This window comes from Buttiauxella sp. AC142, assembly GCF_979253435.1.
Genome location: NZ_CEEDCH010000004.1, coordinates 61,711 through 74,178 on the forward strand (window position 1 = coordinate 61,711; position 12,468 = coordinate 74,178).

Annotated in this window: 13 protein-coding genes; all 13 read right to left on the bottom strand. The window is 58.1% G+C overall.

Annotated features, from left to right (window positions below):
- Positions 1–25: 25 nt before the first annotated feature.
- A complete protein-coding gene (gene traQ, locus AC0IWZ_RS23860) occupies positions 26–553 on the bottom strand; it encodes a conjugal transfer protein TraQ (protein ID WP_471679223.1) in 528 nt (175 codons plus the stop codon).
- Positions 553–1,149, bottom strand: coding sequence for a hypothetical protein (locus AC0IWZ_RS23865; protein ID WP_471679224.1), 597 nt, complete (start codon positions 1,147–1,149; stop codon positions 553–555). Before AC0IWZ_RS23865 ends, traQ begins: the two co-directional genes overlap by 1 nt.
- Before the next feature lie 162 nt (positions 1,150–1,311).
- Positions 1,312–2,517: a conjugal transfer protein TraO gene (gene traO, locus AC0IWZ_RS23870; protein ID WP_471679225.1), complete on the bottom strand. Its 1,206-nt coding sequence runs from the start codon at positions 2,515–2,517 to the stop codon at positions 1,312–1,314.
- A gap of 2 nt (positions 2,518–2,519) precedes the next feature.
- Positions 2,520–3,533: a DotH/IcmK family type IV secretion protein gene (locus AC0IWZ_RS23875; RefSeq protein ID WP_471679226.1), complete on the bottom strand. Its 1,014-nt coding sequence runs from the start codon at positions 3,531–3,533 to the stop codon at positions 2,520–2,522.
- 23 nt (positions 3,534–3,556) lie between these two features.
- The gene (locus AC0IWZ_RS23880; protein ID WP_471679227.1) at positions 3,557–4,249 is read right to left on the bottom strand and encodes a DotI/IcmL/TraM family protein; all 693 of its coding nucleotides are present in this window, start codon (positions 4,247–4,249) and stop codon (positions 3,557–3,559) included.
- A gap of 10 nt (positions 4,250–4,259) precedes the next feature.
- Positions 4,260–4,703: a hypothetical protein gene (locus tag AC0IWZ_RS23885; protein WP_471679228.1), complete on the bottom strand. Its 444-nt coding sequence runs from the start codon at positions 4,701–4,703 to the stop codon at positions 4,260–4,262.
- Between the two features lie 7 nt (positions 4,704–4,710).
- On the bottom strand, positions 4,711–7,686 hold the full coding sequence (locus tag AC0IWZ_RS23890; RefSeq protein WP_471679586.1) for an LPD7 domain-containing protein: 2,976 nt from the start codon (positions 7,684–7,686) through the stop codon (positions 4,711–4,713).
- An 11-nt stretch (positions 7,687–7,697) separates the two neighbouring features.
- Positions 7,698–7,958 (bottom strand): IcmT/TraK family protein, encoded by a 261-nt coding sequence (gene icmT / locus AC0IWZ_RS23895; RefSeq protein WP_064556380.1) that lies wholly within the window; start codon positions 7,956–7,958, stop codon positions 7,698–7,700.
- A complete protein-coding gene (gene traJ / locus AC0IWZ_RS23900) occupies positions 7,955–9,115 on the bottom strand; it encodes a plasmid transfer ATPase TraJ (RefSeq protein ID WP_471679130.1) in 1,161 nt (386 codons plus the stop codon). The genes icmT and traJ overlap by 4 nt, the downstream gene beginning before the upstream one ends.
- Positions 9,112–9,894 (bottom strand): type IV secretory system conjugative DNA transfer family protein, encoded by a 783-nt coding sequence (locus AC0IWZ_RS23905; protein ID WP_064556382.1) that lies wholly within the window; start codon positions 9,892–9,894, stop codon positions 9,112–9,114. Before AC0IWZ_RS23905 ends, traJ begins: the two co-directional genes overlap by 4 nt.
- Positions 9,891–10,343: a DotD/TraH family lipoprotein gene (locus AC0IWZ_RS23910; RefSeq protein WP_064556383.1), complete on the bottom strand. Its 453-nt coding sequence runs from the start codon at positions 10,341–10,343 to the stop codon at positions 9,891–9,893. Before AC0IWZ_RS23910 ends, AC0IWZ_RS23905 begins: the two co-directional genes overlap by 4 nt.
- Positions 10,344–10,438: 95 nt before the next feature.
- Positions 10,439–11,833 (bottom strand): shufflon system plasmid conjugative transfer pilus tip adhesin PilV, encoded by a 1,395-nt coding sequence (pilV, locus tag AC0IWZ_RS23915; RefSeq protein WP_471679131.1) that lies wholly within the window; start codon positions 11,831–11,833, stop codon positions 10,439–10,441.
- Complete coding sequence (locus tag AC0IWZ_RS23920) at positions 11,830–12,468, bottom strand: prepilin peptidase (protein ID WP_471679132.1); 639 nt, start codon at positions 12,466–12,468, stop codon at positions 11,830–11,832. The genes pilV and AC0IWZ_RS23920 overlap by 4 nt, the downstream gene beginning before the upstream one ends.

Below are 12,468 nucleotides of genomic sequence, written 5' to 3' on the forward strand. Positions count from 1 at the left end.
TTTTACTACTCCATTGTTTTAAAGGTTAATTCCAGGTCAGACCCAGAGTTTTTTGCAGTGCATCAAGCAATTGGGGATTGCAGAGCAGCAGGATGCCGGTGATACCCATCACCATGCCCGTGCCGATATCCTGCCGGGCGGTCAGGCCGGTGTGGCCATCCACCAGGGCGCGACGGGCTCTGACAACGCCCATGTAAAAGAACAGCGCGCCGACCGCGCGCAGCAGGGTGAGAACGGCATCGACTGACAGCTTCGCGTAGCCAAGCGAGTCCGGGGCGTAGGCGATAGCATCAAACGACACATCTCCGAACCCCAGCGTCTGGGCGGCCTTGTTCATCATTTGCTGAAGAGCAATCAGGGCCGACCCGGTAACGACGGCGACAACCACTTTCATGCCGCTGACTGGTTTACCGGACCGGCTGCGGATAACCGTGGAGACGAGGGCGATGATGCAGCCTCCCAGACCGACAAACACACCTAGTGCGAGGATCAGGTTGATCCCGCTGGTTTTCAGTCCGCCGGCCACATTGACGAGTATCTGTACGACGTCCATCAGCCCCCCTGACGTATCACGCCACGACTGGTCCTGACTTCACGACGGGTGGCATCAATGGCATCAATCCTCATCCCATTCAGGGTGTCGCCCGGATAGACGGCCCAGGTGCTTTTACCGTCAGACAGCCAGGCCATACCCGGATACACCGAGTTGATCCGCCAGCCGGTGACACCAGAACGGTGTGCTGTTGTGGTGCGGGCCGGGGTGCTTCTGGCCACCGGTTTGTGGGACGTGGCTTTACGTACGGGGGCGCCCGGGCTGACTGACGGACGCGGCATCTGCTCCAGCGCTTTTATGCGGGCTTCCAGTGCCTCAATGCGCTTATCGCTGTTGTCCTGGCGACCCGACAGAATGGTCACTGACGCTTCCAGCGCCTTGTTGCTCTCCGCTTCCGGCTCCGGCGATACCGGGATCGGTTCGGCGGCAGGAGGGGCGACATCAGGTATCACGGACGGGGGCGGTGTCAGAGGTTCTGCCGGCGCGATGCTTTCCTCATGTTGTACCGGCTCGTCCACGAACTGGCTCTGAGGTGTCGGTTCTGGCCATAAGGCATAAACCAGCAGGGCAACGGTAGCCGCTGCTCCGCCCAGCACGGCGGGCAGGTCGTAGCCGAGGATCTGACGTTTCGGCTTTTCCGTTCGTGCGGGTGAGACGCGTTCCTCCGCACTGACGGCGGGCTCCGGAATATCTTCAGACAAAGGGGTGACCGCCGGCTCAGGGCCGGTATCAAAAAATTCCTTACTCATGGGAAGTCCTTAGCGTTGAATGGGTGCCGTGGCGGCAGCCCGGGTCACGTTGTCACTGGTTTTCACTGCGGTCATAAAGAGCAGGGCCACCGTCTGGCCCCGGTAGACCAGCACCTGTTTCACCGGCAGGCGCTGTGCATCGCTGGCGATCACCTGACCGGCCTGTTGTGCGGCACCGCCCACGATGGTCCCGGCCACGGCTTTGGCATCCGGCATCCCCGTGCGGGCTTCGATGTTGTCATATCCATTACTCAGGATTTGCGTGTTGGCGCTGGCATACAGCTGACCCGCCAGTCCGAGCCCTGACGCGATGGCCGGCAGGATAATGCGGGTGGCATAACGGTTGTTAACGTCGCTGGCGACCGAGGACTGCAGGGTGTCGGGCATGGCGGCCCACACATCCACATTCCAGGTGTCACCCTGCCATTCCATGCGGTTGAAGTTGATGGCCACACCATCACCGGCCAGTTGCACGCCGTTGGCCAGTAACGTGGCCCCGGCATATTGTCCGGACGGAATACGTGCCAGCACCTGTGAGCGGGTGTTGTCCGAGTCGACGGCGGTTTCTATCACTCCCCCGGGGCGACTACCGGCAGGGATAAGGACCTGCACCGCGACGGTGGCCGGCGCACCGGGGGTGCCTGCTGCTGTCTGCGGTGACAGGCTGTCAGTCCACGCGGACCACACGTTGCCTTTCGTTTCCGTTCCGCCCGCCTGTCCGGGTTGTCCGGTCACATTTCCCCCTGCAACACTGGCCAGCTGACCGGTGGCCGGCTTGCGCTGCTCCATCAGTTCCGTCAGCAGATTCTCCAGCGCCTTCTTCTTATCCGGATCCATGCCAGGTTGTTGCACATAGTTCACCTGCTGGACGGTCTGTACCGGCTCAGGCGGAGGTGGAGGAGGTGGCGCCATGACGGGCTCCTCGCGCGCGCCGCCGGTGCCGACTGAGGCAATAAAACTGGCGTTTTCTTCATGTGCCTGTTTTGCGCCATCCTCATTGTTCGCCCGCAGCACCTTGCTGTACTGCGGACTTTCCGGGGTGACGGTGCCGGTGCCGTTGGCCGCTTTATCGACCGATATTTTCGATGCCTGCTCAGGCGGAGCACTCAGCCAGGTCGCCAGCAGGAATCCGCCGGCGATCACTGCAAAGGCCACACCACCGATGACCAGTCCGGTTTTTTTCACGTCCCGGCCGACGTCTTTTTCAGCGTCCATAGTTACTCCAGAGAAATGCCCAGCCAGACAGTTTTGCCGGCCACAGAAAAGGCCAGCTCCGGTGCCAGAGGCAGTTTGTATAAAATCGTGCCGTCGCCGGACGCCTGAGTGAGTTCAAACTGATCGCGTAGCTCACTGCGGGTGCGGACATATAAATCGTCGCCCATCTGCCAGACCTGCGTGGAAGGCACATCGCCCTGCGTCTTCAGACGCTTTGCACTGGCAGGCGGTACGCCATCGAGAAGGGCCTGCAGTGTCGGGTTGTTCAGGTCAATTTTCGCCTGACCGGATGGCATGACGCGGGCTGCCGGACCCCGTTGTGGAATGCGCAGATCCAGGCGACTGTCGATGATGCGTGAGGCGGTGGCATTATCAGGCTCACCGCTCATAGCATTGATGATCACCGGCACCGCCAGCCCTTTCAGATACACCGTGATGTTGCCTTTGTCGTACTGGCGCAGGGCCTGCACGGTCATCAGGCTGCTGTCAGGGATAAAGGTGACACTGAAGCCTTTCTCATTACTGTTATAAGGCGGGACGGATATCGGCCACGGGGCGCCGGTATTGTCAGTAAACATCACCGTGCTGCCCTGATTGATGGCTGTTCTAACCACCGGAAGCGAGCCGCCCGGAGACAGATTCACCGTCTGGGTGGAGATGCGCGGGACCACGTCGGCCGCCTCCCAGGCTCGCCCGCGAGCGCCTTCATCAATGGCCTCGTGTACGCTCTCCAGTTCGTTACGACTGAGGGGGGCAACCTGACCTTTTGCCCAGGCTTCGGCTTCAGACGGTGAAGGCGGTGGCGGGGACTGACGCAGCGGGGCGGTGATATCGTTGCTCGCCTGTGGTGCCGGTGCCGTAGGTTGTGTTGCGGGTTGTGCCGGGGCGGGCGCTGCCGGCAGGGCCGCCGTTGGGTTCTGGCCTGAGCTGGCGGTTCGGGCCGGCTCCCATTCTGCTGAGCAAACAGTAAAGGCAGGCAGCAGCAGGGCCACCGCCATCAGGGAGTGTCTGAACATAATGTTTATCCTGTGAAAACGAACTAACGGGCGTCGCGGGTGACGATAGAGGAGACTTCAATGCCTTCCGGCTTCTGGCTGACGTCGGCACGCTGGATACGGACCGTAAAGATAAAGTTCTGCGCCGGCAGACTGCGGTTCTGTCCATCCAGACTTAACGTGACCGGATACTGGATTTCCCATATATAGGGCCCGTCCCCCAGTCGCCCGCGCCGTTGTATGACCCCTTTACGAGTGACGTTGGCCGACATCAGCATTTTCTGGTCTTTCACGGCCGTAAACAGGTTAGAACGGGTCAGGGCGGTGTAGTAACTGGCAAAGCCGGCTTCTGAAAACTTCTGCTGAAGACCGCTTATCTGCGTGCGGTAATTGCGGAAGTCGAGCTGGAAGGCATCCCGTATCAACTTGTCGCCAAAGGCAACGACGTCATCATCCCGGTAGGCCGGCTCTGAGGTCGGCACCTGGCGCAGGATGCTGCCGTTATACGTGGCAAAGTATTTCACCGGAGGGTGCGCGACCTGCCAGGCGAGCCAGCCCGTCAGTGGCATCTGCAGCAGGCAGAGTGCGCTCGCGACCAGTGCTACGGACAGTGAGCGCCGGGCAAATCCGGCATTTAACTGATTCTTTTGTTGCAGCTCCAGTGCTGCCAGAAAGGGGTTCGGTGTGGTTTCGTTCGTGGAAGAAGCCTCCACAGGGGAGGCTTTGTTTTTGTCCATGTCAGTCTCTTCAGTTCAGGGAAATAAACGAGCTGCCGTTGCCGCCGGAAGCCTGACTGACCGGCGCGGTGCGTGCCGGCGCAGCGGGTGATGTCTGCACGCGGTATGACGAGAGTTTGGCCGTGGGCAGGTTGCCCCAGGGGTCAATCGTTGACGGGACATAGTCGTTAATTTTATCGCGCGCGGTCTTACAGATTTTCTGACCAATCTGGTTGAGCACGTTCGTTAAATTCGGGAACGTCGGGGCGGTAATGGTCGTCGAGATGTTCCCGAGACAATCACTCAGTGACGTCGAGACGGTCTGCTGGCGCTTTGCCCAGGCATCGGCTGCCGCTTTTGCCCGGTTGTATCCGGCTTCACTCCCCACCTGTGCGGCGGTCGCTGCACGACAGGAGGCGGCATCCGCAGCCGGACTTAACGCCAGAACGAGAGCGGTCATCAATAATTTGTTCATGGAGTCCTCACATTGGCTGATGTTGCATGGCCGGCTTAGCCTGCTGACGCGGTTGTGGGGCAGCATCTTCCGCTTTAGGTGGCGTGTATGCCTGCGTGAACCCCAGTTTGCTGTGCAGTGCCGGCGGGATCTTTTCCGGGCTGACCAGTGGCACGGCAAATTTCGGTGCGTCCTTTCCGGTGAGCTGGAACGCAAAGGTGTCGTAATTCACCTCCGCACCTTTGAGCTTATTAACAGGTGATGCGTGTCCTATTGCGTGCAGTGAGCCGTCGTCGCGCACGGTATTGAGCGCCAGAAAACGGTTCCCGTCTGATGTCGTACATAAACGGCCCAGGACATGACGAAGTTCATTTTCATGACGGACAACACCCTGCAGATAGTCACCGTGGCCTTTCACCAGGTGGGCCAGCACCTGTCCGTCTGCATCGAACGCCTGCATAACCAGTGAGCCGGCGGCTTTAGATTGCACGGGAACCGGCGTATTGGCTGGCGCCTGCTCCGGAGCGGGCTGTCCTTTACCGTCAGGGCCGGTATAGAGCAGGCTGTGTCCCTGAGTGGTCGGTGTGGCCAGTGTCAGGTTGGCCTGCTGCATGACCTGCGCCTGAATCTGCCAGAAAGCGTTACCGTCATAAGCGGCCAGCTGGGCCGGGGGAACCTTGTCCGGGTTGTCGGTCAGTAACTGGTCATTGACAGCCGGGGTGATGTTCCACTGATTCCGGTGGGTTTCGTGTGGCATAAATCCGGTCACCACGCCGTCCTCATTTTTGACCGGTACGTTAACTGTCACGGCTGTTTTTCCTTTGAACTGCAGCCTGACCAGATCGCCGGGCTGCTTCCCGCTGTCAATCAATGCCTGCTCCAGCTCCACGCCCCAGTAGGTTTTTGCTCCCTGCTTAGTCCGCATTGTCACGTAATAACTCGGCGTGTTTTTCTCATTGAACTGGTAAGGCGCCGGACCGGCATCCATCAGTGTTCCGGTCAGGCCAGCCCGGAGAGTCTCACGCTCGATGACGCTCATCGGCTGGGCAGGTTTCTGCGTTTCCGCTGCATCAGGTACGGCTGCGGGGGGCGCGGCTGACGGGGCGGCAGTCGGTTGTGCAGGTGCGTTCTGTGTTGCCGGCGACGGAGATGGGGTCACGCCACTGACCGGTGCCTGCTCAGGCTGCATCATGGTCATGCCATTTTCTGGTGCTTTTTGTTCATTCCGGCTGGCCATCAGGGCTTCAAACAGGGCTCGTTGCTCCGGATTCTTGAGGTGGACCTCAATGTTATGGTCGGCTATCAGCGTCAGTGTTTTGGTGATGAACTCCGGAGAGCCGGTGACTTCGACTGCGCCCCGGTTGTTTGCCCGGGCAGATAACAGGGCAGCAAGTATCATGCGGTCATTCTCGCTGGCTTCCGGGGAGGCCATGACAATGCGGTCCCCGTAATCCCTGAACGCGTCCTTACCCTCAAGCGCATACACCCAGGTGTTACCATCCTGCCGGCTGGTCAGTCCCTGCAGCAATTCATCCAGATCGATGCGGGCGACGGTGGGGGCTTCGGTGTCCGGTGAGACATCACCCGGCAGGCGACCAAACGTGAAGGAAAATCCATTTTCGGGGGCGGTCAGCTCATCTGCAGGTTGTGCGGTGGTGGTTTCTGGTACCGGCTGTTCAATCTCAGACTGAGCAAGGGTGACTTCCGGGACAGGTGATGCTTTCAGTGCATCGTTTTGTGTCTCGGCCAGATACTCACGGTAAATATCTTCTTCCACAGTTGTGGTTTTATCTGAATCAGGCATGGATAAGGTTTCCTGTACAAATGAGTCACGCCAGCCAGGGATGAGTGGGTCCAGAACAGGTGCCAGTTGGTCCCTGACGGCGTCCAGTCTCCGGGAAGCGTGAATATCGTTAAAGTCACTGAAGGAAGCGGTTCCGGCAAAAGCCTGGGCGCGTTCACTGTCGGTAAAAGCCGGTATGACGTACACACCCCCGATATTGCGCGCGGCTTCTTCTGCCTTCAGCAGGCCTTTGTTGTCCTTACGGGTAAAGTCGTCTTCTCCCAGAATGATGTGCGGGACACCGGGATGTGTCTCTTTGAGTTCCTGTGACACTGTCACCATGTTTCCGGCATCCACCGTCATCACCACGGGCAGGCCGGTGGCCATATTCAGGCTGGCGGCCGTGGCATAACCTTCTGCGTAAAGCACCGGCATCCCCGGAACCAGCGCGCCACCCACCACAAAGAAGTTGCCGCTCTTCTCGGCGTCTTTCTTTAGATTCTTTTTGCCGTCCGGATCGATGTACTGCAGAGAGCGAATATTGCCGTGGGTGTTACTCAGGGGGATAACCAGATTGCCGTACTTATCCTGTCTGACGCCGTCGGTAGCCGGGACGCCTTTTCTGAGCAGATAGCGATGGTCATCGCCCGGGGCAGGCATTTTTTCCCACTGACGGGTCAGGTTTTTGCCCATCCTGTCGAAGTCTGCCAGCTCCTTTCGTTCCCGGTCCCAGCGCTTTTGTGCCTGCAGCGCTTTCTGACGGACGGCGTCGTTCGGGTCCCAGGTGAAACTGCCGGTCGAGGTCCAGTTCACCTTACCTTCGCTGGCGCGGTGGTTCTGATACCAGCCAGCTGGCCGGCCATCGAGATAGCCCCGATACACCCCTGACTGCTTACCGTCACTGTCCTCTTTAGTCGGAACCCGATGAAGTTTGCCATCCATGAAGGGAAGGTCATTGAGGACGAAATCGGCGTCTTCCAGGACTTTAGCGAACTCCTCCTGGGGAGACAGGTCTGTTCCCACGGTGACGGTATTGCCGGAGACGGTGTTTTCCGGCAGCCACTCCTTAATGCGTTCCAGGTCAGCGCCTTCTTTCGCAAACCAGAGTTTTTGTGAGCGATCATATTCAAGAGCGTTCTCACCGTTTGCCAGCTTCCCGGCAGCCCGGAGGGCCACCGTTCGGTTATCCGGCAGAATGGTGAGATACGTGCGTTTTTGCATGACGACCTCCGTTATTCAAAGAACTTGCGGTACCACCACGGGCGACCGGACAGACGCTGGCCACGCAGGCGGTAGATAAGACGCTGCCACAGCACCGTCAGGGTGAAACCAAAAATGGAGATGACTTTAAAGAAGGCGATAAGGGCAGTGACTATCCACAGCGTCATCGTTTCGGGCCACTGAAACCAGGCCAGATAGAGCGAAAACATCATCACCGGAATGCCGAAGACTTCCAGGCGCCTGCCTGCATCCCGCCAGGGGCAGATATTCATGTTGTGGCTTCCCTCCGTGCTATTTCCCGCGCGCTTATCACCGTCAGTAACTCCCGACGGTCAATCTGTGCCTCACGATACAAACGCCAGGCGATGTCACTCATGCGGCGTCCGAGTCCTGCCAGATGGTTATCAATCCAGTTTCGCCACTGGGTATAAGGCAGTTTCCCCAGTTCGTGACGGACGTGGTCGTCAAACACCAGATACTCACGTACCGCCTGACGTTTGCCGTTGGTGGTGCGTAGCAGCCGCTGGGCAATGACGTACTGCAGGTTGCTCAGCAGGTTGCCGGCCATGGCTTCACGTTGCCCTTCCGGAACCAGCATCAGGGCGCGGGGAATGGTTTCCCCGGGTGAGTTGGTGTGCATGGTGGATAAGCACAGGTGACCGGACTGACCATTCATCACGGCACCACTGAGTGTTTCCGGGTCCCTGATTTCGCCCACGCCGATAACGCCAGGCGCACGACGCAGGGTCAGGCGCAGGTGTTCGGCAAATGTCGGGATATCGCGGCCAATTTCTGACTGCTCCGGCATCAGTACCGCGCCGGGGAAATTGAGCAGGAACTCAATCGGATCTTCTGCGGTCACGATTTTGCGGTCCGGATCATTCAGGGCGCAGTACTGATAAATCGCCGCCAGCAGCGTCGATTTGCCGGAGCCGGTTTCACCGACCACCAGGCCGATACCTTTATGTGGCAGCAGGTAGGGAAACAAATCGGCTTCAAGGCCCAGCGATTCCAGTGCCGGTATCACGGTTGGAATGGTTCGCAGGGTCAGGGCCGGCACCGTGTCGTAATCCCCGATAGTGGCCTGCACGAAGTTGCAGCGAAAACGCAGACGTTCCCCGCGCGCCAGTCCGTGTCGCTGCGCCATATCGCCGGTCAGTTGCAGGGTGCGGTCGATACCCCGACCGGCCTTCAGCTCTCCTTTGATCTGCTCAGAAAACACTTCATCCATCAGGCGTTGTAACTGAGGAGGTTCGACACGGAAGACACTGGCTCTGACTTTGCGGCCATACACATCCACAACCAGCGGTCCGCCGCCCTGAATAAAGATGTCTGACACATTGTGTCGGGCGCAATGGACCAGGAACTGACAGAATGTTTCGCTGTTCAGCCCGCCATGTGCATGAAAATCGAAGGATTCAAATGTCACTGGCTCTCCTTACGTACCGAAGGTTTCCAGGCTTTTTTATCCAGCACGAAACCACTGTGTTTCTGGATCTGTTTCACCTTGTCTCCGAGCATCAGTTCTTCTGGCGTGCCGGTCACGGTCTGCTGAGTTTCCTTCACATCTGGTGCGGTGATCATGCCCTGCTGGCGTAGCGTCGAATAACGCAGCATCCCGGTGTAATCACGTGTCAGGCGGTTAAAGTTGGACTCCAGTGTGCGGTCAGCACTTTGCCGTCCTTCATCCCAGCCGGTGCGGATAGCAGCTTGCCAGACGTCACGCTCTTTGCTGTTTTTCGGGATCACGCCTGGGTCCGGTCGTTCAGGTTGCACGGCAAGGCCGGTCAGCAACCAGGTGCGCCAGCCCGGCGGGTTACTGACAAAACGGGCCGGAGACAGAATGTTATAGGTGCGGTATGCCGTGCGTATCTGGTCAGGCGTGATGTGGGCGGTGTCTTTCGCGGTCACAATCACCGGGGGCAGATAACCCTGGCGGCTGATGAGTGGGCGAAAATCATAGGTCCGGCTCAGCACATCGTCGCGGTTCGTCAGCGCCTGACGAAGCTCGAATGCCCGCTGTGCTTTTCCTCCCTGGAAGCCGACGGTGTGTCCGGCATCATTAATCATCTGCCATTCTGTTTCGCTCAATCCGTTGAAATCATTCTTCTCAGGATTGAGATAGGCAGAGATATCCGGGGGCGCCTCTGCTGCCAGACCCGGCAGGGCAACGCCGAGCAGAAAGGCGACTAACAGATAACGCGTCATACGGTACGATCCCCTTTATCCGGCAGAGAAAAATGCAGGCGCAGCTCGATACCGCTCTGGCTGAGTGTGGCGCGCCAGCCCGTCTGTACCCGTATCAAATCCAGCACCTGGTTAAAGGTCATGTCCGTCACGTAAATATTGACGGGTAAGGGCAGGCGAGTGCCTGAATACACCAGGCGATATCCCCGCTGTCTGGCCAGCGTGTTAAGCAATTCCACGGCATCGCCATCCCACGACAATGTGATCCGTTGGCTGTTTGCCGTGATTTGGCCCGGTAAGGTGGGGGATATCTGATTAATCGCCCCAGCCTGATGCAACCGGTACATGTCAGACTGGCGTTCCTGGGTGGCTTGCTGAAGCGCGTCGGGAGTGGAGGGCAGGCTGCTGACGGGAGCCGACTGACAGCCAGCCAGCAGCGGCAACAGCGCCGCGAGTACGTGTCGTTTCATGGTGAAGTCCGTGAACTAGTGATAGATGCCGGCACGCAGGCCGGCGCTGTAATGGCAGAGGTGAAGTGAGGGTGGAGTGATAACTGACAGCCAGTTTATGAGCAGCTAATGATGAAACTGCACTTTCCACTCAGTTCTCCCCGGTTAGAGCCGGGGTAAAAATTGTATTCATCATAATGACCACACTTAACAACCCGATTTGAATCAGCAGCCGCAACTTGTCCTGCAAAATAATTAGGTTTCCAGCCGTGTGGGTTTTCACTGTTACTGACACTCCAGGAGCACTGGTTCTGGCTAAAACCACCCGGTAACGGGATCTGCTGCCCATTAGCGACAAGACCCGTGAGTACAGTGCTCCCCCCTGATTTTTTCCACACACCGGATTGGCAGGAAAGTACGCCTCCGGATGGATCACGGCCAAGCAGCCCGTTTGACGGACATGCCGTACCGGCCGTTCCCTGACCATTGATCTGAACATATTCACCCGCCGTAACCCTGCCGCTGGACTGAAGAGTGCCATTGGACTGGATTGAACCTGCCTGCATCTGGCCGCCGGTATAAATGCCTTTGTTGTTATAACTTCGGATCCACTGACTGTCAGACATATACAGGCCACCACCGTGTTTTTCACTGTACCAGCCCGTATCTCCCGTGGTTCTGTACCAGCCACCGGTATAGGTTTCCCCGGAGGTACGGGTTGTTTGTGCATTCAGATTATTGGTTGTGATGGTCGTGGCCGACAGGCTTCCTGAAAACGAACCATTCTGAGCGTTCACGTTTCCGGAGAAATTTCCCGTCTGCGCATTCAGGGTGCCGGTGTTGTTCAGGTTATTTCCGTTCATATCGATGGCCGCGTGCATCCGGTTCAGTTCCGGTCGGCTCGTAATGGCATAGCGATACAAGCGGTCACTTTCCTGATCATCTGTACCGAGGACATCCGAGGATAAGTAGCTGGTCAGTCGACCCGCTTCGCCAGTCAGGCCGTAACTGCCCAGGTTGAATTTCCAGGAGCCATTTGCGCCTACAGCCTGATTGGCGGTCGGGATATACCCGCCGGAGCCTTCCATGATCTGGGAGATAAAGCGCATACCTTTATAAGGGATCGCCGTGCCGCCCCGGGTCAAGACGAAGGCCGTCAGTTTTTGCGAGGCTTTCGGGTTACGGGTGACCGCCAGTTCAAAGGACTGGGAGGCAGAGTTTCTCAGCGAAAAGCCATCAGGCAGATAGCCCGTCTGTTGCAGCTGCGTTCCGGTGAGCTTCACGGTACCGCCACCCGAAACCTGACTGACCAGCGTATCCCGGTTATCGCGAATGTAGATTTTGGCCGCTGTGGTGATGGCATTCATGTGTCTGGCCTGCAACGTCCACTCCAGTTCATCGACATACTGGCTGTAACGGTTGAGACCAAAGATACTGACAAACATCACCACAACCAGCGCAATGGCCACTTCAATACTCAGAATGCCACGGTGGATTTTTTTCGTTTTCATAAGACTTCCTGTAGCGAGATGAACGCCGGCAGTGCGGCGAACAGGCAGAGGAACGGACCAAACGGCAGATAGTGTTGTTTCCAGGCGGCCGGCGGGGCAATCAGTAACGCCAGGAGCGTGACCAGGAGGACATCCTGCAGCGGATACCACATCACCAGTGCCGTTATCAGCCAGATATCCCCGAGTCCAAACATTTCATGCCCGGCGAACCGACCGGCAATCTGGCGTATCAACAGCAGCGGGAAAAACAGACACAAGCCTTCTGCCACTAACTGACTGGTTCCCCGGTCAGGTATGAATACCAGGGAAAACATGGCGCCGGTAACGGCCATCGGTGCGGTGAACGCAAACGGCAGCCAGAAGCGGGCCAGATCTAAAGACGCAAGCGCCAGACACCAGGCGCCGACCAACAGCGCCCTGACTTGTTGTGAGGGAGCCAGTAATCCCGCCAGTCCTGCCCCGAGTACCGCCACACACAAGGTCAGCCACATTCCCAGCAGGAGCGCTCGTTGTGGTAATTCAGATAAGGCCCCGTTTTCTGCCCGCGCAATGTAGCGGGCAGTGAGCGACAGGACGCAGCGGCCTGCGCCATACAGCAACAGCAGACAGGCCATGAAAAACAGCAGGTCAATCAT

Excerpts from the sequence above, each read along its gene's own strand:
- traO (WP_471679225.1), bottom strand. The coding sequence starts at position 2,517 with ATGGACGCTGAAAAAGACGTCGGCCGGGACGTGAAAAAAACCGGACTG.
- AC0IWZ_RS23875 (WP_471679226.1), bottom strand. The coding sequence starts at position 3,533 with ATGTTCAGACACTCCCTGATGGCGGTGGCCCTGCTGCTGCCTGCCTTT.
- traQ (WP_471679223.1), bottom strand. The coding sequence starts at position 553 with ATGGACGTCGTACAGATACTCGTCAATGTGGCCGGCGGACTGAAAACC.
- pilV (WP_471679131.1), bottom strand. The coding sequence starts at position 11,833 with ATGAAAACGAAAAAAATCCACCGTGGCATTCTGAGTATTGAAGTGGCC.
- AC0IWZ_RS23880 (WP_471679227.1), bottom strand. The coding sequence starts at position 4,249 with ATGGACAAAAACAAAGCCTCCCCTGTGGAGGCTTCTTCCACGAACGAA.
- AC0IWZ_RS23920 (WP_471679132.1), bottom strand. The coding sequence starts at position 12,468 with ATGATTGACCTGCTGTTTTTCATGGCCTGTCTGCTGTTGCTGTATGGC.
- icmT (WP_064556380.1), bottom strand. The coding sequence starts at position 7,958 with ATGAATATCTGCCCCTGGCGGGATGCAGGCAGGCGCCTGGAAGTCTTC.
- AC0IWZ_RS23885 (WP_471679228.1), bottom strand. The coding sequence starts at position 4,703 with ATGAACAAATTATTGATGACCGCTCTCGTTCTGGCGTTAAGTCCGGCT.
- AC0IWZ_RS23910 (WP_064556383.1), bottom strand. The coding sequence starts at position 10,343 with ATGAAACGACACGTACTCGCGGCGCTGTTGCCGCTGCTGGCTGGCTGT.
- AC0IWZ_RS23890 (WP_471679586.1), bottom strand. The coding sequence starts at position 7,686 with ATGCAAAAACGCACGTATCTCACCATTCTGCCGGATAACCGAACGGTG.
- AC0IWZ_RS23905 (WP_064556382.1), bottom strand. The coding sequence starts at position 9,894 with ATGACGCGTTATCTGTTAGTCGCCTTTCTGCTCGGCGTTGCCCTGCCG.